The organism is Sinomonas humi (genome assembly GCF_000802235.1).
Lineage (GTDB): Bacteria > Actinomycetota > Actinomycetes > Actinomycetales > Micrococcaceae > Sinomonas > Sinomonas humi.
In genome coordinates this window covers 45,191-64,733 of record NZ_JTDL01000033.1, presented here as the reverse complement: position 1 = coordinate 64,733, position 19,543 = coordinate 45,191, and the positions used below count along the sequence as shown (strand labels likewise).

At 67.1% G+C, this 19,543-nt stretch carries 18 protein-coding genes; 4 read left to right on the top strand and 14 right to left on the bottom strand.

Annotated elements, in window-relative coordinates; all coding sequences use genetic code 11:
• The first annotated feature begins 19 nt into the window (after window positions 1–19).
• From zwf to pgl, 3 genes are read left to right on the top strand one after another with little or no spacing between them, the layout of a single operon-like run.
• Complete coding sequence (zwf, locus tag LK10_RS01955; RefSeq protein WP_043119733.1) at window positions 20–1,579, top strand: glucose-6-phosphate dehydrogenase; 1,560 nt, start codon at window positions 20–22, stop codon at window positions 1,577–1,579.
• On the top strand, window positions 1,576–2,517 hold the full coding sequence (locus LK10_RS01950; RefSeq protein ID WP_043119731.1) for a glucose-6-phosphate dehydrogenase assembly protein OpcA: 942 nt from the start codon (window positions 1,576–1,578) through the stop codon (window positions 2,515–2,517). Before zwf ends, LK10_RS01950 begins: the two co-directional genes overlap by 4 nt.
• Window positions 2,507–3,325, top strand: a complete 819-nt coding sequence (pgl, locus tag LK10_RS01945) for a 6-phosphogluconolactonase (protein WP_043119729.1) — start codon at window positions 2,507–2,509, stop codon at window positions 3,323–3,325. Before LK10_RS01950 ends, pgl begins: the two co-directional genes overlap by 11 nt.
• Before the next feature lie 149 nt (window positions 3,326–3,474).
• Here the strand turns inward: pgl and secG are convergent, their stop codons facing one another.
• The 13 genes from secG to LK10_RS01880 form a co-directional block, all read right to left on the bottom strand.
• The gene (secG, locus tag LK10_RS01940; protein ID WP_043119726.1) at window positions 3,475–3,732 is read right to left on the bottom strand and encodes a preprotein translocase subunit SecG; all 258 of its coding nucleotides are present in this window, start codon (window positions 3,730–3,732) and stop codon (window positions 3,475–3,477) included.
• A gap of 75 nt (window positions 3,733–3,807) precedes the next feature.
• The gene (tpiA, locus tag LK10_RS01935) at window positions 3,808–4,620 is read right to left on the bottom strand and encodes a triose-phosphate isomerase (protein ID WP_043119724.1); all 813 of its coding nucleotides are present in this window, start codon (window positions 4,618–4,620) and stop codon (window positions 3,808–3,810) included.
• An 87-nt stretch (window positions 4,621–4,707) separates the two neighbouring features.
• Entirely contained in the window at window positions 4,708–5,943 is a 1,236-nt protein-coding gene (locus LK10_RS01930) for a phosphoglycerate kinase (RefSeq protein ID WP_043119723.1), read from the bottom strand.
• A gap of 40 nt (window positions 5,944–5,983) precedes the next feature.
• A complete protein-coding gene (gene gap / locus LK10_RS01925; RefSeq protein ID WP_043119721.1) occupies window positions 5,984–6,991 on the bottom strand; it encodes a type I glyceraldehyde-3-phosphate dehydrogenase in 1,008 nt (335 codons plus the stop codon).
• 290 nt (window positions 6,992–7,281) lie between these two features.
• Window positions 7,282–7,917 (bottom strand): superoxide dismutase, encoded by a 636-nt coding sequence (locus LK10_RS01920; protein ID WP_043119720.1) that lies wholly within the window; start codon window positions 7,915–7,917, stop codon window positions 7,282–7,284.
• A 117-nt stretch (window positions 7,918–8,034) separates the two neighbouring features.
• The gene (gene whiA, locus LK10_RS01915) at window positions 8,035–9,015 is read right to left on the bottom strand and encodes a DNA-binding protein WhiA (protein WP_043119719.1); all 981 of its coding nucleotides are present in this window, start codon (window positions 9,013–9,015) and stop codon (window positions 8,035–8,037) included.
• A gap of 73 nt (window positions 9,016–9,088) precedes the next feature.
• Entirely contained in the window at window positions 9,089–10,099 is a 1,011-nt protein-coding gene (locus LK10_RS01910) for a gluconeogenesis factor YvcK family protein (RefSeq protein WP_043119718.1), read from the bottom strand.
• Window positions 10,099–11,022, bottom strand: coding sequence for an RNase adapter RapZ (rapZ, locus tag LK10_RS01905; protein WP_043119717.1), 924 nt, complete (start codon window positions 11,020–11,022; stop codon window positions 10,099–10,101). Before rapZ ends, LK10_RS01910 begins: the two co-directional genes overlap by 1 nt.
• Window positions 11,023–11,036: 14 nt before the next feature.
• Entirely contained in the window at window positions 11,037–12,977 is a 1,941-nt protein-coding gene (gene uvrC / locus LK10_RS01900) for an excinuclease ABC subunit UvrC (RefSeq protein ID WP_043119716.1), read from the bottom strand.
• Window positions 12,978–13,028: 51 nt separating this feature from the next.
• A complete protein-coding gene (locus tag LK10_RS01895; protein ID WP_043119799.1) occupies window positions 13,029–13,691 on the bottom strand; it encodes a lysophospholipid acyltransferase family protein in 663 nt (220 codons plus the stop codon).
• Window positions 13,691–14,431, bottom strand: coding sequence for an HAD hydrolase-like protein (locus LK10_RS01890; protein ID WP_052206834.1), 741 nt, complete (start codon window positions 14,429–14,431; stop codon window positions 13,691–13,693). The genes LK10_RS01895 and LK10_RS01890 overlap by 1 nt, the downstream gene beginning before the upstream one ends.
• A gap of 121 nt (window positions 14,432–14,552) precedes the next feature.
• Complete coding sequence (gene uvrA, locus LK10_RS01885) at window positions 14,553–17,441, bottom strand: excinuclease ABC subunit UvrA (protein WP_197061826.1); 2,889 nt, start codon at window positions 17,439–17,441, stop codon at window positions 14,553–14,555.
• Between the two features lie 174 nt (window positions 17,442–17,615).
• Window positions 17,616–17,993: a GntR family transcriptional regulator gene (locus tag LK10_RS01880; protein WP_043119714.1), complete on the bottom strand. Its 378-nt coding sequence runs from the start codon at window positions 17,991–17,993 to the stop codon at window positions 17,616–17,618.
• Window positions 17,994–18,057: 64 nt separating this feature from the next.
• On the opposite strand from LK10_RS01880, the gene LK10_RS01875 reads away from it, so the two are divergent.
• Entirely contained in the window at window positions 18,058–18,708 is a 651-nt protein-coding gene (locus LK10_RS01875) for an MBL fold metallo-hydrolase (protein WP_043119713.1), read from the top strand.
• Window positions 18,709–18,725: 17 nt separating this feature from the next.
• On the opposite strand, the gene LK10_RS01870 is transcribed toward LK10_RS01875, so the two are convergent.
• Entirely contained in the window at window positions 18,726–19,541 is an 816-nt protein-coding gene (locus LK10_RS01870; RefSeq protein ID WP_043119711.1) for a trans-aconitate 2-methyltransferase, read from the bottom strand.
• Between the last annotated feature and the right edge of the window lie 2 nt (window positions 19,542–19,543).

Genomic DNA, 19,543 nt, shown 5'->3' with positions numbered 1-19,543 from the left:
GAAGGAATAGAAAGGCATCATGCCAGAGAACGACAACGGCGCGGCCGGGTCGAAGCGGCGCGGGAATCCGCTCCGTGACCCGAGAGACCGGCGCTTGAACCGGATCGCAGGGCCGTCGTCGCTCGTGCTCTTCGGAGTCACGGGTGACCTCGCTCGCAAGAAGCTCATGCCGGCCGTGTACGACCTCGCGAACCGAGGCCTTCTGCCGCCCAGCTTCGCGCTCGTCGGGTTCGCCCGCCGCGAGTGGGAGAAGGAGGACTTCGCCGAAGAGGTCAAGGCCTCTGTCAAGAAGTACGCGCGTACCCCCTTCGACGAGGCGGTGTGGGCTCAGCTCAACGAGGGCGTGCGCTTCGTCCAAGGCTCGTTCGACGACGACGAGGCGTTCGAACGCCTCAAGGCGACGCTCGAGGAACTGGACGAGCAGCGAGGTACGCGGGGCAACCACGCGTTCTACCTCTCGATCCCGCCGAAGGCCTTCGAGCAGGTCTGCCGCCAGCTCTCTGCCCATGGGCTCGCTCAAGCGGAAGAAGGCAAGTGGCGCCGTGTGGTCATCGAGAAGCCGTTCGGCCACAATCTCGAATCCGCACGCCAGCTCAACGACATCGTCGAGTCCGTCTTCCCGCCCGATGCCGTGTTCCGGATCGACCACTATCTCGGCAAGGAGACGGTTCAGAACATCCTGGCCCTCCGCTTCGCCAATCAGCTCTTCGAACCCATCTGGAACGGCAACTACGTCGACCACGTCCAGATCACGATGGCCGAGGACATCGGAACAGGCGGCCGCGCCGGCTATTACGACGGCGTGGGCGCAGCGCGTGACGTCATCCAGAACCACCTGCTCCAGCTCCTTGCCCTCACCGCGATGGAGGAGCCCATCTCCTTCGACGCCGAGGATCTGCGTGCCGAGAAGGAGAAGGTTCTCGCCGCCGTGCGGCTTCCCGAGGACCTTTCGCAGCACTCTGCCCGCGGGCAGTTCACGGGTGGCTGGCAGGGTGGCGAGCTCGTCAAGGGCTACCTCGAGGAAGAAGGCATCCCGGCCGATTCGACGACGGAGACCTACGCCGCGATCCGGGTGGACATCAACACGCGCCGCTGGGCAAGCGTGCCGTTCTACCTCCGCGCCGGAAAGCGCCTCGGGCGCCGGGTGACGGAGATCGCCGTCGTCTTCAAGAAGGCCCCCAACCTCCTCTTCCGCGACCAGGGCACCGCCGAGTTCGGCCAGAACGCGGTCGTGATCCGCGTGCAGCCGGACGAGGGTGCCACCATCCGGTTCGGCTCCAAGGTGCCGGGTACGCAGATGGAAGTGCGCGACGTGAGCATGGACTTCGGCTACGGGAACTCCTTCACAGAGTCCTCTCCCGAGGCCTACGAACGGCTCATCCTCGATGTCCTGCTCGGGGAGCCGCCGCTCTTCCCTCGGCACGAGGAAGTCGAGCTCTCGTGGAAGATCCTCGACCCATTCGAAGAGTACTGGGCAAACACGGGAGACAAGCCCGAGCCCTACGCACCCGGCAGCTGGGGGCCCGCGTCGGCTGACGCGCTCATGGCCCGCGACGGACGCTCTTGGAGGCGGCCTTGATCATCGATCTACCCCACACGACGACTTCGAAGATCTCCAAGGAGCTCATGAACCTCCGCCATCAGGGCGGAGTCGTAGCCCTCGGCCGAGTCCTGACGCTCGTCGTCATTACGAAGCACGGCTTCGAGGAGGAGGCCATCGAGGCAGCCAATCAGGCGAGCCGCGAGCACCCCTGCCGGATCATCGTGCTCGTCGATTCAGGCCGCGATGCGGCCGACAGGATTGACGGCCAGATCCGCGTCGGCGGAGACGCCGGTGCCTCGGAGGTCGTCGTCCTTCGCGGCTATGGCCGCCTCGCGGAGGAGAGCGAGTCACTCGTCGCGGCGCTGCTCCTCCCTGATGCCCCCATCGTTGCGTGGTGGCCGCACGGTGCTCCGACCGACGCCGCCGCGACCTCCGTCGGCTGCATCGCCCATCGACGGATCACCGACTCCGGCAACGAGCCGGACCCGACCGAGGCGCTCTATCGGATCCGTGATACCTACCGCGCAGGCGATACGGACCTCGCGTGGACCCGCGTGACGAACTGGCGGATCCAGCTCGCGGCGGCCCTCGATCAGGCCGACGACTCCCCCATCACAGGAGTGACCGTCGAAGGTGCCTCGGACTCGCCCAGCACCGTCCTGCTTGCCGCGTGGCTCACGCTCGAGCTCGATGTGCCAGTGACCATCGTCGCGGACCCGGCAGGTACCGGCATCCGGCGGGTCCGGCTGAACCGCCCCTCGGGCGACATCCAGCTCTACCGGCCGGGCCTCACCGTCGCCGAGCTGACCCAGCCGGGCCAGCCGTCGCAGCGCATCGCCCTCCCACGCCGCACTCTCGAGGACTGCCTCGCGGAGGAGCTCCGAAGGCTCGATCCCGACCAGGTGTTCGGCGAGGTCCTCGCCGAGGGCCTCCCCCGGACCAACCTGAGGAGTGTGACGCCCAGTGAGCGCTGATCCACGCGTCAGCATCCATCCCGATTCGTCAGTGCTGCTGGCGGCCATAGCGGCGCGCCTCATCACGAAGCTCGTTGACACGCAGGACCGCTACGGGGACGCCACCATCGTCCTCACGGGCGGCACGATGGGGATCGGGACGCTCCGAGCAGTCGCGGAGTCCCCGGCCTGCCGCGCCGTTGACTGGTCGAAGGTCAACGTGTGGTGGGGCGACGAGCGCTTCGTGGCGGCCGACTCACCGGACCGGAACGTGGTCCAGGCGCGCGCAGCGCTCTTGGACCAGCTCCCGCTCGACCCTGCCCGTGTGCACGTCCCCGGCGACTCAGACAAGTTCAAGAGCCCGGACGACGCCGCGGCGGACTACGCGCAGCAGCTTCAGGAAGCTGCGGCGCGGGAACACGAGGCCGACTTTTCGGATAGTCGGCCCGACGAGCCGGGCCCTCTCCCCCGCTTCGACGTCCTCCTGCTTGGCGTGGGCCCAGACGCGCACGTGGCGTCGCTCTTCCCCGAGATGGCGGGGATCCGCGAGACGAAGCCGACCGTCGTCGGCGTCACGAACTCACCGAAGCCGCCTCCGGAGCGGATCTCCCTCACGCTCCCCGCGCTCAAGTCGGCCGACGAGGTCTGGATGCTCGTGGCGGGTGAAGACAAGGCCGGCGCAGTCGGTCTCGCCCTTGCGGGAGCTGGGCCCGTGCAGGTTCCTGCGGCCGGAGCGCGAGGGCGCAACCGCACCCTGTGGCTCATCGACGCCGACGCCGCCGCGCAGGTGCCCGAGAACCTCCTCCGCAAGGAGCCGGCTTCCGCCTGAGCGGAGGACTTCCGCCTGAGCGGAGGACAAGCGGAAAAGGGAGCCCAGACACTTCAAGGGTCAGGTCCCGCGGGTGGAACACCCGCGGGACCTGACCCTTGAAGGTTGAGACCCTTGAAAGGTTATTGGGGCTTCAGCCCCCTCTCCTCTCAGGAACTGCTGGTTCCGGAGAAACGCATGATGAGGCCGAGAGCGACGATCACCACGCCCCACGTGATGCCGAGGATGATCGTGAAGCGGTTGAGGTTCCGCTCCGCGACGCCGGAAGACGCAAGGCCAGAGGACATTCCGCCGCCGAACATGTCCGAGAGGCCCCCGCCACGACCCTTGTGCATGAGGATGAGCAGGGTCAGCAGCAGGCTCGTGATGCCGAGCAGGATCTGCAGGATGATCTGGAGTACTTGCACGCTGGTGCCTCGTGGCCTTCCTCGAGTGGTAATGCGGGTCGAACAGTACGACGGGTCGAGCGATGACGGAGAACGCTACGCGCCGGCGTGGCTCTCGAACCTGACAATGCTAGCAAACTCGGCTGGGTCCAAGCTCGCGCCGCCGACGAGCACGCCGTCGACATCAGGCTGGCTGAGGATCGCCGCCGCGTTCGCCGCCTTGACGGAGCCGCCGTACAGGAGCCGGGTGCCGCGTGCGGCCTCGTCGCCGAAGATCGAGGAGAGCTCCGCCCGGATGGCTGCGCACATCTCCTGCGCGTCCTCAGGGCCAGCAACCTCGCCGGTTCCGATGGCCCACACGGGCTCGTACGCCACGACGAGGGATGAAGCCTGCTCAGGGGTGAGCCCGTCCACGTCGGCGCGGAGCTGCGCAAGAGTATGCTCGACGTGCTTGCCCGCTTGACGGACTTCGAGGCCCTCGCCAACGCAGAGGACGGGTACGAGCCCGTGCTTGTACGCCGCCTTCGTCTTGGCGTTGAGCTCCTCGTCAGACTCGCCGTGCACTGTGCGCCGCTCGCTGTGGCCAACGAGGGCGTAGGTGCACCCGAGCTTCGCGAGGAACGCCCCGCTGATATCCCCGGTGTACGCGCCCGAATCGAAGGGCGAGAGGTCTTGGCCCCCGTAGACGATCTTGAGGTCGTCGCCTTGCACGAGGGTCTGCACCCCACGGAGGTCGGTGAACGGCGGGAAGATGGCCACCTCGACCCGGCCGAAGTCGTGGCGCTTGTCCTCGAGGGTCCAGGCCAGCTTCTGGAGGAGGGTGATGGCCTGGACGTGGTCCATGTTCATCTTCCAGTTGCCGGCGATGAGCGGGATGCGGTCGAACGAGCCGTTCGAGGAAGTGGTCACGCTGTCTCCTGTGGGATGTTCCTGCAAGCGAAGAGAACGCCAGGTGCGCTCCCTCGAGGGTGAGCGCACCCGGCGTCATTGAGAAGGCTAGGCGCCGAGGGCGGTCAAGCCCGGCAGCTCCTTGCCCTCGAGATATTCGAGGCTCGCCCCGCCCCCAGTCGAGATATGCCCGAACTGGGAATCGGCGAAGCCGAGCGTCCGCACGGCCGCGGCCGAATCGCCGCCGCCGACGACCGTGAGGGCACCCGCCGCGGTCGCGTCGGCGAGGGCTTGGGCGACGGCCTTCGTGCCCGCCGCGAAGGCAGGGAACTCGAAGACGCCCATCGGCCCGTTCCAGAACACGGTCTTGGCACCTTCGATCTCGTTCGCGAAGGCCTTCGCCGTGTCAGGGCCGATGTCGAGGCCGATCCCCGCCTCGCCGAAGGTGGTCTCCTCGATGGCGTCGGCCGCCGCGACCTCGTGGTCAGCGTCGGCAGCGAACTTCGAGGCGACCACGACGTCGGTGGGCAGCACGAACTCGGTGCCCGCCGCCGTCGCCCGCTCGAGGTACGCCTGGACCGTTGGGATCTGGTCCCGCTCGAGGAGGCTCGATCCGACCTTGTGCCCCTGCGCGGCGAGGAACGTGAACAGCATCCCACCGCCGACCAGAAGCCTGTCGGCCTTTCCGATGAGGTTGTCGATCACCGCGAGCTTGTCGGAGACCTTCGAGCCGCCGAGGACCACGACGTACGGGCGCTCGGCGCCCTCGGTGAGGCGCTTGAGCACCTCGACCTCGGCTCGGACAAGCTCGCCCAGGTAGGCGGGCAGAACCGAGGCGATGTCGTAGACGCTCGCATGCTTGCGGTGAACCGCACCGAAAGCGTCGTCGACGTAGGCCCCGTTTTCACCGGTGAGCGCCGCAAGCTCGCGCGCAAACTCCTCGCGTTCGGCGTCGATCTTGCTCGTCTCGTGCGCGTCGAAGCGAACGTTCTCCAGCACGAGGACTTCGCCGTCGCCGAGGCCAGCAGCGAGCTCCTGGGCGCTCGGGCCGACCACGTCCCCGGCGAGGCGCACGGGGAACGAGGCAAGCTCGGCGAGACGGTCAGCTGCGGGCCGCAGCGAGTACTTCTCTTCCGGCATCCCCTTGGGGCGGCCGAGGTGGGCCAAGACGATGACCCGGGCGCCGGCCTCAGCCAGCTTCGAGATGACGGGAAGGGACGCGCGGACCCGGCCGTCGTCGGTCACGGTGGAACCGTCGAGCGGCACGTTCAGGTCCGACCGGACCAGAACGTGCCGCCCACGGACACCATCGGCGAGCAGCTCGTCGAGAGTGTGTGCAGTCATGGACTCAGGCTATCCGAGTTCCGAGAACGTTACGGCGTTCTCAGAGCTTGGACGCGACGAGCTCCGTGAGGTCGACGAGGCGGTTCGAGTAGCCCCACTCGTTGTCGTACCAGGAGACCACCTTGACCTGGTTCCCGATGACCTTGGTGAGGCCCGCGTCGAAGATCGACGAGGCGGGATCCGTCACGATGTCAGAGGACACGATCGGGTCCTCTGTGTAGGAGAGGTAGCCGGCGAGCGGGCCCGACTCGGACGCAGCCTTGACCGCGGCGTTGACCTCGTCCTTCGTGACCTCGCGGGACAGCGTGACCGTGAGGTCAGTGGCCGAGCCGGTCGGGACGGGGACGCGGATCGCGTAGCCATCAAGCTTGCCCTTGAGCTCGGGGAGCACGAGGCCGATCGCCTTCGCCGCGCCCGTCGAGGTGGGGACCATGTTGATCGCAGCGGCGCGTGCACGCCGGAGGTCGCGGTGGGGGCCGTCCTGCAGGTTCTGGTCAGCGGTGTAGGCGTGGATCGTCGTCATGAGCCCGCGCTCGATCCCGAACGCGTCGTTGATCGCCTTGGCCAGCGGGCCGAGGCAGTTCGTGGTGCACGACGCGTTGGAGATGATGTTGTCCTTCTCCGGGTCGTAGACCTCGTCGTTGACGCCCATGACGATCGTGACGTCCTCATCGGTCGCCGGGGCCGAGATGATGACCTTGCGGGCGCCGGCAGCGAGGTGCTTCTTGGCGTCCGCGGCCTTCGTGAAGAAGCCCGTGGACTCGATGACGATATCCACCCCGAGATCGCTCCACGGGAGGTTCGCGGGGTCGCGCTCCGCGAGGACCTTGATCTCCTTGCCGCCGACGACGATGTTGCCGTCTCGGGCCTCGACCTTCTCGGCGAGGCGGCCCGTGATCGAGTCGTACTTAAGCAGGTGGGCCAGAGTCTCTGGGCTCGTGAGGTCATTGACGGCGACGATCTCGAGATCGGCTCCCTGGGCGAGTGCCGCGCGGAAGAAGTTGCGGCCGATCCGGCCGAAGCCGTTGATGCCAATGCGGGTAGTCACTCTGGTTGCTCTCCTTGATGCTCAGCCGAGCACCCCACCTAGGTGACTGCTCGGACTGTCTGAACGGTCTCGCACATCGTTGGGCAGAGAATTTGCACAAGGAAAGGCCTGCAGCCCGAGTCTCCATTGTCATGGCTGAAAGGCTGGTGGCCTTTCCGCACCCCATCCTACGGAAAAAGGGCCCGTCCGTGAACAGACGAGCCCTCTTTCCGGGGATGACGGGTGAATTCTCCGCAATGTGACAGAAATCTCAGCTCACTGAGTCCTCTGCGCACACAGTTGCTTCACTGTCAGACGGGCGTGACGAGGCCCTTGGCGCCAGAGCGGGCCGCCTCGAAGCGCTGCGCCACATCGGCCCAGTTGACGATGTTCCAGAACGCCTTGACGTAGTCCGCCTTCACGTTCACGTAGTCGAGGTAGAACGCGTGCTCCCACATGTCCAGCATGAGCAGCGGGATGGTCCCAACCGGGATGTTGCCCTGCTGATCGTAGAGCTGCTCGATGACGAGATTCCCACCGAGGGGCTCGTACGCGAGGATCGCCCAGCCTGAGCCCTGGAGGCTCGTCGCTGCGGCGCTGAAGTGCGCGACGAACTTGTCGAAGGAACCGAACGCCTCATCGATCGCAGCCGCGAGCTCGCCCTCAGGCTTGCCGCCACCTTCGGGAGAGAGGTTCTTCCAGAAGATCGAGTGGTTGGTGTGGCCGCCGAGGTGGAACGCCAGATCCTTGCTGAGGCGCGGGATGTCCGTGAAGTTTCCGGCCTCGCGGGCCTCGGCGAGCTTCTCGAGCGCGGTGTTCGCGCCGGCCACGTAGCTCGCGTGGTGCTTGTCGTGGTGGAGCTCCATGATCCGTGCCGAGATATGTGGCTCGAGGGCCGCGTAGTCGTACGGAAGATCAGGCAGTACGTAGGTCACAACATCCTCCATCTGTCGGTTTCCCGCCGCGCCGTGTGGCGCGTGACGGGCTGGTGACGGCTCCATCCTATGCAGATGGCCCGATCGTCTGCAGATCGCCGGCTCACATTGCGGAACGTCCTCCGGCAGTCAGCCGTCGAGCATGTCCGGCGTAACGTTAGCCTCTGTACCCGGAATCCCGGTTTCCACCGCTTTCTTGTCCGCCATGGCGAGGAGGCGGCGGATTCGGCCTGCGATCGCATCCTTCGTCAGGGGCGGGTCGGCCAGCCGTCCGAGCTCATCGAGGCTGGCCTGCTTGTGGGCCACTCGAAGCTCGCCCGCGTAGCGGAGATGCTCGGGGACGTCCTCGCCGAGGATCTCCAGTGCTCGTTCGACACGGGCGCCCGCCGCGACCGCGGCCTGTGCCGACCGGCGAAGGTTGGCATCGTCGAAGTTGGCGAGTCGGTTCGCAGTGGCGCGGACCTCCTTCCGCATCCGCCGCTCCTCCCACGCCATGAGCGCATCGTGCGCGCCCATCCGGGTCAGAAGAGCAGCGATCGTATCGCCGTCGCGGACGACGACGCGATCAACGCCGCGCACTTCGCGCGCCTTTGCCGCGATCCCCAGACGGCGGGCCGCGCCGACAAGCGCGAGAGCGGCCTCAGGGCCGGGGCACGTGACCTCGAGCGATGAGGACCTGCCGGGCTCGGTCAGCGATCCGTGGGCAAGGAATGCACCGCGCCAGACCGCCTCCGCGTCCGCGGCCGAGCCGTTGACGACGGCGGAGGGCAGCCCGCGTACAGGGCGGCCGCGGTTGTCGAGCAGGCCTGTCTGCCTCGCGAGAGCCTCGCCCTCGCGGACGACGCGGATCACGTAGCGGCTCCCCCGCCGCAGACCGCCGCCAGAGACGACGATGATCTCTGCGGCGTGACCGTAGACCTCGGCAATCGCGGTCTTCAAACGGCGGGCCGTCGAAGCGAGATCCACCTCAGCCTCGATCACGATGCGCCCGGAGATGATGTGCAGGCCTCCGGCGAACCGGAGCATCGCCGAGACCTCGGCCTTGCGCTCCGATGACTTCTTCACAGCCAGGTGCGAGAGCTCTTCCTTGACGCTCTGGGTCAGAGCCATGCCGCCGCCTTCCCGCGCCGCCCCGCCGCAGATTGCGATGCCATCGCCACACTCCTCGTTTCGCCTCCGCGCGTCATGCCGTGCCGCCGGAGAACACCTCGTGATAGGCCGCCGCAAGTCGGAGCGGATCATGCACCGCCCGGTGGCCCGAAGCACCCACTCTACCGAAGTGGACCTCTGCACCCAGCTCCGCGGCAGCCCTTTCGAACTCTGCTGCGTCACCGACCGATCCCGCCTGCGCGATGACGGCATCGATGGTGAACTCCGGGGCGGCGCGCTGGATGACGCGCAGATGGTCTGCCCCGGACATTCCGCTCGTCTCCTTCGTGTCTGTTGTGAGGTTCATTGCGAGGCATCGCCGTGCGGGCGTATCCGAGAGAGCCTGCCGTAGCTCCGGCAGCAGGAGGTGCGGCAGCACCGAGGTGTACCACGAACCTGGCCCCAGAACCACCCAGTCGGCGAATTCGATCGCGCTCAGCGCCTCGGGGCAGGCGGGGGCGTCCTCGGGCAGCAGCCGAACGCCCTCGAGCCGGCCGGCGATAGCGCACGCGGCCTGACCGCGGATGAGCTCGCCGGGGCTGCCGTCGGATGAGGCGAGCGTCCCCTCGATCATGAGCGGCACCTGCGACATGGGCAGGACCTGGCCACGCGCGCCGAGAAGCGCCCCAGCCCAGCGGAGGCCGTCCACGACGTCGCCGAGCAGCTCGCAGAGCGTCATGATGAGCAGATTTCCCATCGCGTGGTTCTCGAGTCCGCTTGTGCCCGCCGGCGACTGGAAGCGGTGCTGCATGACGTCTCGCCACGTGCGACCCCAGTCTGTGTCGTCGCAGAGCGCCGCAAGGGCCATCCGCAGGTCGCCCGGGGGGATGACGCCGAAGTCGCGGCGCAGACGGCCGGAGGAGCCGCCGTCGTCCGCAACGGTGACGACGGCGGTGAGGTCCGCTGTGAGGAGGCGCAGCGCGGACAGCGAAGCCGAGAGGCCGTGCCCACCGCCCAGGGCGACGACGGAGGGCCCCTTGGGGACGCCGCCCGACGTGCCAGATCCGGGCGGGATGAGGGGAAGCTGGCCGGTGAACATGCTCATTACTCGCGCCCGAGGTCGCGGTGCGAGGTCGTCACCGTGACGCGCGGCTGCTGCGAGAGACGCTTGGCGAGCTCCTCGACGATCGCGACCGACCGGTGCTTTCCCCCTGTGCAGCCCACGGCGATGGTCGCGTAGTGCTTGTTCTCCTTGCGGTATCCCCTCAGGACGGGCTCGAGCGCGTGGACGTACCGCGTGACGAACTCCTCTGCGCCGTTGGCGACGAGGACATAGTCCCGGACATCCGGGTCGAGCCCGGTGTGCGGGCGCAGCTGCGGGATCCAGTGCGGATTCGGAAGGAACCGGACGTCGGCAACGTAGTTCGCATCGGCCGGGAGGCCGTATTTGAAGCCGAAGCTCATGACGTTGATCCGCAGCGTGACCGGCCCCTTCTCCGAGAACAGCTCGGTGATCGCCGTGGCGAGCCCGTGCACGTTGTACTCGGAAGTGTCCAGCACAAGGGTGGACTGCTCGCGCAGCTCAGCGAGGATCTGGCGCTCAGCTGTGATGCCGTCGAGGATACGGCCGCCGCCTTGGAGCGGGTGGGGGCGCCTGCCCTGCTCGAAGCGTCGGATCAGGACGTCATCGGTCGCGTCGAGGAAGAGCACTCGATACTCGACCCCTCGGGAATCGAGGGCATGCAGTGCTTCGCGAATGTCCGCGAACAGGGCCTTGCTGCGGACGTCCATCACAACGGCGAGCTTCGGGATGCGGTCCGACGCATGCGCGACGAGTTCCGACAAGGTCCCGAGCAGCTGGGGCGGAAGGTTCTCCACGACGTACCAGCCGTGGTCCTCCAGCGCATTCGCGGCCGTGCTGCGGCCGGCACCCGACATACCGGTCACGATGAGCAGCTCGGCACCTTGAGGCTTCACGGGGGTCAGCTCAGTGGGCTCATGCGGGTCCGCCGCGCTGGTCTGGGTCATGAGGCCCAGCCTAGCTAAGACTCCAGGATTTCGCCGGTCGCGTAGTTCACAGCGGGAGCGGGCTGTTCCGCGCCAGATCCGTGGAACGCCGCGTATACCGACGCCGCGAGCGACGGACCGACACCGGCCACGCCCGCGAGCTCTTCGGGCGTCGCGGCCCGAAGCTTCTTGACCGATCCGAAGTGGGCCAGGAGTGCCTTCCTGCGCGCTGGGCCGAGGCCGGGAACGTCGTCGAGCAGCGACGCCGTCATCGCCTTGCCGCGCTTCTGCCGATGGAAGGTGATCGCGAAACGGTGCGCCTCGTCCCGGATCCGCTGCAGGAGGTACAGGCCCTGTGAGGCGCGCGGCAGGATCACCGGGAAGTCCCCTTCGGGGAGCCACACCTCCTCAAGCCGCTTGGCCAGGCCGACGACGCGGATCTCGTGCTCGCCGATCCCGAGCTCGGCGAGCGCCTTCATGGCCGCAGCGACCTGCGGCTGGCCGCCGTCCACCACGACGAGGTTGGGCGGATAGGCGAACTTGCTGTGCTGGTCTCGCTCGGCAACCGGCAGTTCCTTGTCGGCAAGATAGCTCCGGAAGCGCCGCGTGAGCACATCGTGCATCGCTGTCGTGTCGTCCCGGGCCGCATCGCCCGTGACTGAGAACTTGCGGTATTCGGACTTCTTGACGAGGCCATCCTCGACGACAACCATCGAGCCGACCACGTTCGTACCCTGGACGTGCGAGATGTCGAAGCTCTCGATCCGCAGCGGTGGCTCGGGGAGCTCGAGGGCCTCTTGCAGCTCTTGGAGGGCAAGGGAGCGGGTCGTGATGTCGCCCGCCCGGCGGACCTTGTGGAGCTTGAGCGCCTGCACCGCGTTCTCGTGCACGGTCTTGGCAAGCGCGGCCTTGTCTCCGCGCCGGGGCACACGGAGATCCACCTTGGCTCCGCGGAGGCCGGTGAGCCAGACGGTGAGCTGCTCGGCGTCGTCGGGCAGGACGGGCACGAGCACCTCCCGCGGAATCCTCGTGTCGGTCTCCGCCTGGGCGCCGTACACCTGCTGCAGGAGATGCTCGATGAGGGCTGCCCCGGTCGTCTCCTCGACCTTCTCCACGACCCAGCCCCGCTGGCCGCGGATTCGGCCCCCGCGCACGTGGAAGACCTGGACCGCCGCCTCAAGCTCGTCCTCCTCGACGGCGAAGACGTCCGCGTCGGTATCTTCCGAGAGCACGACGGCGTTGCGCTCGAACACCTTCCGCATCGCGATGATGTCGTCCCGGAGCGACGCCGCGGTCTCGTAGTCGAGCTCCTCCACGGCAGCCGCCATCCTCTTCTCCAGCTGGGAGATGAATCGCTTGGCTTCCCCGCCCATGAAGGCGCAGAAGTCTTCCGCGAGCGCCCGATGCTCCTCGACGCTCACCCTGCCCACGCACGGGGCCGAGCACTTGTCGATATAGCCGAGGAGGCAGGGACGGCCGCTCTGCTCGGCGCGCTTGAAGACGCCGGCGCTGCAGCTCCGGACAGGGAAGACCTTGAGCAGGGTGTCCATGGTCTCCCGGATCGCGCCCGCCGTGTACGGCCCGAAGTAGCGGGTGCCTTTCCGGCGATCGCCTCGCATGACTTGGACACGGGGGAACTTCTCCCCCAGCGTCACGGCAAGGTAGGGATACGTCTTGTCGTCGCGGAACGCCAGGTTGTAGCGCGGAGCGAATTCCTTGATCCACGTGTACTCGAGCTGGAGCGCCTCGAGCTCGCTTCCGACGACCGTCCACTCGACGCTTGCCGCCGCGTGGACCATCGCATACGTCTTGGGCAGGAGGGTTGCGGGGTTCGCGAAATACGAGGTCAGGCGCTGGCGGAGATTCTTTGCCTTCCCGACGTAGATGACCCTGCCGTGGGGATCGCGGAAGCGGTAGACGCCCGGATCGTTCGGGATCTCACCTGTCTTCGGCCTGTAGCTCGCTGGATCTGCCACTGCTCCAGTCTAGTGAGGGTGCACGGGTGGTTCCGGGACCAGGAGCGGGCGCTACTCCTGGGTGGGCGGCTTGTTGTAGCCGCTTGCCCGCCCTTGGCCGCTCAACGCGGCGATGGCATCCATGATGCGGTCGGTCGCCTCGCGCCGAACCGGGAGTGAGTGGTCCGGTCCGAGCTTGTCGAAATAGAGCGGTTCGCCGACTCGCATGCTGAAATGCTGTGGCCGAACGGCACTCGTTCCGGCAGGCTGGAGCCGGTCTGTATCGGCCAAGCCGACCGGGACTACGGGGGCCCCCGTAGTAAGGGTGAGCCAGCCGACACCGGTGCGGCCTCGGTAGAGGAGGCCATCGCGGGAGCGGGTCCCCTCAGGGTAGATCCCGACCCCTTCACCCCGTTCGAGGACATCGAGGAGCGTCTTGAGCGCCGCGACGCTCGCGGCCTGCTCCCCCCGCTCCACCGGAATGGAACCGACACCCTCGAAGAACGACTTCATGATCTTGCCCTTGACGCCTCGGCCCGTGAAGTACTCCGCCTTCGCGAAGAAGCCGACCCTCCGAGGCATGAGGGCCTGGATGATGACCGAATCCAAGAACGAAAGATGGTTCGAGGCCACGATGAACGGCCCGTCGACCGGCACGTTCTCGAATCCCGTCAGGGTGGGCCTGCAAAGGGTAGCGATGAGGCCGCGGATGCTCGTGCGCGTAGCCTGATACATCAGCGGCACCGGCTGGCCTCCGCTTCGGTCGATTCGATACGGGCGGAGGGCGCGGTTTGCGCGCGGAGCGGGACGAGGCGTTCGACGGCGTCGCCCGCCTCGAGTGCGTTGGATGCGTAGGCGGCAAGGTTCTGCGCCTCGAGTTCGCCCGGCTCGGCAAAGCCCCACGTCACGCCGATGCAGGCAATGCCGTTGGCCGCGGCACCGACGGCGTCATGCCGACGGTCGCCGATCATCACCGCTCGGCTTCGGGACGCGTGGTTGACCTCGAGCGCCGCCGCCACGATGCTCACCTTGCCGTCAGGGAGCGGCGGAAGAGTCTCGTCGTCCGGTGCCCCGTGGATGCTGTGGAAGTAGGCGTCGAGGCCTTGAAGCCTCAGAAGCTTCTTTGCGAGGCCCTCTGGCTTCTGCGTCGCGACCGCGAGGTGGTATCCGCTCGAACGGAGTCGGCTCAGCAGCTCGGGTATTCCGGGATAGGGGCGGCTGTTCGCCATGCCCTCCGAGATGTATCGCTCTCGATACGACTGGACGACCAACGTCATGGCCCCCTCGGGGACGGAGGCGAAGCGGCGCAGCGACTCAATGAGCGGCGGCCCGACCATCGCATCGAGCGAAGACTGATCCGGAACCGGCAGGCCATGAACCTCGAGCGCAGCAGCGATGCCGCCCGTGATGCTCCCGGCAGGGTCTACGAGGGTTCCGTCCAGATCGAAGATCACGAGGGCCGGGCTGACTGTCACCGGGACAGTCTCCCATACGGGGGTCAGTAGCCGAAACTCGTATGCACCTAACGGAATACGAGCTTGCCGGTGCGTCTGCTACCCCTATTCCGAGAGGTTCATGGCCGCGCTCGTTCCCGGATCAGGCGGGTCTCCGGTCGAAGATCTCTGCAAGGAACTGCCCGGTGTGGCTCCGCTCGGCCTTTGCCACGTCCTCCGGAGTTCCCGTTGCGATCACCTGGCCGCCCCCCGAGCCGCCGTCGGGTCCGAGATCGATGATCCAGTCCGCGCTCTTGATGACGTCGAGATTGTGCTCGATCGTGATCACCGTGTTCCCCTTCTCGACGAGGCCCTGAAGCACGAGCAGAAGCTTTCGGATGTCTTCGAAGTGGAGTCCGGTGGTCGGCTCGTCGAGCACGTAGACGCTGCGCCCGTTGGACCTGCGCTGCAACTCGGAGGCGAGCTTGACCCTCTGCGCCTCGCCGCCCGAAAGCGTCGTGGCAGGCTGGCCCAAGCGCACATAGCCGAGGCCGACATCGACGAGCGTGTTCAGGTGGCGCGCGATCGGGGCGAACGCCGAGAAGAACTCTGCGGCCTCGTCAATCGGCATATCGAGAACGTCCGCGATCGTCTTTCCCTTGTAGTGCACTTCGAGGGTCTCTCGGTTGTACCGAGCTCCGTGGCACACTTCGCAGGGGACGTAGACGTCCGGGAGGAAGTTCATTTCGATCTTGATCGTGCCGTCGCCCGAGCAGGCTTCACAACGGCCGCCCTTGACGTTGAACGAGAACCTCCCGGGCTGATAGCCCCGCACCTTCGCCTCAGTCGTCTCGGCGAAGAGCCTGCGGATGTGGTCGAAGACGCCCGTGTAGGTGGCTGGGTTCGATCGAGGGGTCCGCCCGATGGGGCTCTGATCCACGTGAATGACCTTGTCGAGGTGTTCGAGTCCCTCGATGCGCGTGTGCCGCCCGGCCACCTGTTTGGCACCGTTCAGGCGATTGGCGAGCACCTTGTAGAGGATCTCGTTGACGAGCGTCGACTTCCCAGAGCCGCTCACCCCCGTCACGGCAGTGAGAACCCCGAGCGGGAACGTCACGTCCACGTTCTGGAGGTTGTGCTCCCGCGCACCGATGACCTTGAGCTGGCGCTTCCGGTCAATGGGGCGGCGCTTCTTGGGCACCTCGATGGCCCGGCGCCCCGACAGGTAGTCGCCCGTGAGCGACTCGTGGTTCTCGAGGAGGCCCGCAAGCGGGCCGGAGTGGACCACGTTACCGCCGTGCTCGCCTGCCCCGGGCCCGATGTCGACGATCCAATCGGCCTCATGGATGGTGTCCTCGTCATGCTCGACGACGATGAGCGTGTTCCCGAGGTCGCGCAGACGGGTGAGCGTTTCGATGAGCCGGCGGTTGTCCCGCTGGTGAAGACCGATGCTCGGCTCATCGAGGACATAGAGCACCCCCACGAGACCCGAGCCGATCTGGGTCGCGAGGCGGATACGCTGCGCCTCGCCCCCGGACAGCGTTCCCGCGGCGCGCTCGAGGTTGAGATATTCGAGGCCCACGTCGAGGAGGAACGTCAGGCGCGCGTCGATCTCCTTGAGGACCTGGTGCGCAATCTGGCGTTCGCGATTGCTCAGCTCGAGCCCGCCGAGGAACTCGCTGGCCTCCCGGAGCGGCAAGGCACACACAGCCGCGATCGACTTGCCGCCCACGAGGACGGACAGGGACGCCGGATTGAGCCGCGCTCCGCCACATTCCGGGCACGGGATCTCCCGCATGTACTCGGCATACCTGTCGCGGGCAGAATCGGACTCCGTCTCGGCGTGCTTGCGCTGGATGTACGAGACCGCGCCCTCGAAGCCCGTGCTGTACTTGCGCTCCCGGCCGAAACGGTTTCGGTACTGCACGACGACCTTGTGGTCCTTGCCATGCAGCACCGCATCGCGAGCGTACTGGGGAAGGCTGTGCCATGGGGTGCTCATCGAGAAGCCCAGCTCATCCGAGAGGCCCTCGAGCAGGCGCGTCCAATACTCCTGCGTGGCCTGGCCCAGTGACCAGGGCGCAATCGCGCCCTCCGAAAGGCTCAGCTCGGGGTCGGGGACCACGAGGTCCTCGTCAACTTCGAGTTTGGTGCCGATCCCTGTGCACGCGGGGCACGCGCCGAAGGGGTTGTTGAACGAGAATGATCGCGGCTCGATCTCATCGATCGCGAGCGGATGCTCGTTGGGGCATGCGAGGTGTTCGGAGAAGGCGCGGACCCGGTGATCGTCGTCGGGCGCCAGGTCGACGAAGTCGGCGAGGACTCTTCCTTCAGCAAGCCCGAGCGCTGTCTCGACGGAGTCGGCGAGGCGCTGCCGGATGCCTTCCTTGACAACGAGGCGGTCGACGACGACCTCGATCGTGTGCTTGAACTGCTTGCCGAGCTTGGGGGCCTCGGCGAGCTGGATGAGCTCGTCGTCGACGCGAGCACGCGCGTAGCCCTTCGCCGCGAGATCCTTGAAGAGGTCCACGAACTCGCCCTTGCGCCCGCGGACGACTGGCGCGAGCACTTGGAACCGCGTGCCCTCGGCAAGGTCGAGAAGCTGGTCGACGATCTGCTGGGGAGTCTGGCGCGTGACGGGCTCGTGGCAGATCGGACAGTGTGGACGGCCGACGCGTGCCCAGAGAAGGCGCATGTAGTCGTAGATCTCGGTGATCGTGCCGACGGTCGACCGGGGGTTCTTGCTCGTCGACTTCTGGTCAATCGACACAGCAGGCGAGAGGCCCTCGATGAAGTCGACGTCGGGCTTGTCCACTTGGCCGAGGAACTGGCGGGCGTAGGCCGAGAGCGACTCGACATAACGCCGCTGCCCCTCGGCAAAGATCGTGTCGAACGCGAGCGACGACTTTCCCGAACCGGAGAGGCCGGTGAAGACGATCATCGCGTCGCGGGGAAGGTCGAGGTCGATGTTGCGCAGGTTGTGCTCCCGCGCCCCCTTCACCACGAGACGCGACAGGTCAGCTCGGAGCGAGCTGATGGGGGTGTCAGTCACGTCCTCGGGAGCGCCGTGAGACAGCGCGGCCGAGACGTCCTCCGAAACCGGGGACAAAGAAGGGGGAGTTTGCACCCGATCATGGTAGTCGAAGACGTCTTCGAACTTCCAACTGCTCCGCTCAGGGCTGACAGCCTCGCCAAGAGCGCTCGCCTCCCGCCCCCAAAGGCACCCTCAGAGCCGCGAGTAGGCCTGCTCGAGCAGCCTGACGGCCTCTTCGAAGGTGCAGCCCCGGATGCTCGCGGCAGACGCGAAGGCCGCCGCCGCCGTCGTGAGTTCCTCCTCACGTTCGTCCCGGGGCGCGACGACGGTGCCCGCACGCCCGCGGGTCACGACAACCTTGGCCTCCTCGAGCTCGCGATAGGCCCGTGCAACCGTGTGAGGGGCGAGGCCCAGATCGGCGGCGAGGGAGCGGACGGGAGGAAGGCGGCGCCCCGCGGGCAGCGAACCCTCCGCGACGAGGTCGGCGACCCGGCGCCGGAGCTGTTCGAAGAGGGGTGTCGCATGGTCCTGATCCGGGCGCCACGCCCCCGGGAAGTCCGCTTCTTCCATGACCACCAGAGTAAGGCGCAACACGCCCCGTCCACACGATCCCGAGCGCGCCTAGACTGGCGCCATGACGAGCCTCATCCATGACCTTGACCACGTCACCGTCCGGCGCGTCTCAGTCGGCGACATGGACAACAATGTGTACCTCATCACGGCCAAGAAATCGGGGCAGCAGGTGCTCATCGACGCCGCCGACGATCTCCCCGCGATCCGGCGCCTCCTCGACGAGGGGGCGCGGGACGCTGCACAGCCCGCTCACCTTGAGCTCGTCGCGACGACCCATCAGCACTGGGACCACGTGCGGGCGCTCGAAGGACTTATCGCGGAGACCGGCGCCCGGACCGCAGCGGGCCGGCAAGACGTTTCCGGCATCCCCGTGCCCGTCGACGTCGTCCTAGATCACGGCGACGTCGGCAACTTCGACGGCTTCGACCTGATGGCCGTGCATCTCCGGGGCCACACGCCCGGCTCCATCGCGTACGTCCTCAAGGACGGTGATGCCCCGCACCTCATCTTCTCGGGCGACTCCTTGTTCCCGGGTGGCGTGGGGAACACCCAGAAGGACCCGGATCGCTTCGCCCTCCTGTTCGCCGATGTCGTCGAGCGGCTCTTCGAGACCTACCCGGACGACGCGATCGTGCTTCCCGGCCACGGGCGCCCGACGACGCTTGGAACCGAACGCCCGCAGCTCGGCGAGTGGCGGGCGCGGGGCTGGTAGCGGCTGGAAGCTCGCAGCTAGAAGACGTCCGTCCCATTGGCCGGAGCCGGCTTCCGGCCTACGCAGAAGAGCCGCCGGAACGGGAAGACGGTGCCGTACTCGCGTGCCGGGTAGGCGTCGAGGAGAAGCTGGTTGTACTGCTCCTCGAACTGCGCGCTCTCCTCCGGGCTCAGTGCATCGACGACTGGGCGCAGGGCCGTGCCCCGGACCCAGTTGAGCACGGGATCCTCCCCCGTGAGGACCTGGCAGTATGTCGTCTCCCACACATCCGCCTCCCAGCCCGCGGACCGCATGAGGTCCAGGTAGTCGGCTGGTTCCCCGACGGCGTCAGTGTGGCGGAGGACGCCACGGAGCCGGCGCTCCCACTGGGACGATTCGGCGAGTTCGCGCAGGAGCGTATGCGATGGCGCTCCGAAGTTCCCGGGGACCTGGACCGCAAGCCAGGCATCCGGAGCGAGCTGTTCGAGCCATCGTCCTATGAGCGCCTGATGCCCCGGCACCCACTGGAGGACGGCGTTCGAGACGACGACGTCGACGTCGTCCTCGGGGGCCCAAGCGACGAGGTCCCCGAGCCGGAAGCTCAAGCCGGGCCTCCCCGGCGTAGTCCGCTGCGCGGCGTCGATCATCTCGGGCGAGCTGTCGATCCCCTCGACGACGGCGTCCGGCCAGCGGTCGGCGAGCGCCGCTGTCAATGTGCCGGCGCCGCAGCCGAGATCGACGACGTGCCGCGGCGCCTCCGCGCCGATGCGTGAGGTCAGGTCGAAGAACGGCCGGCCGCGGTGGTCGCCGAAACGGACATAGAGGGCCGGATCCCACGTGGGCGAAGCACTCATGG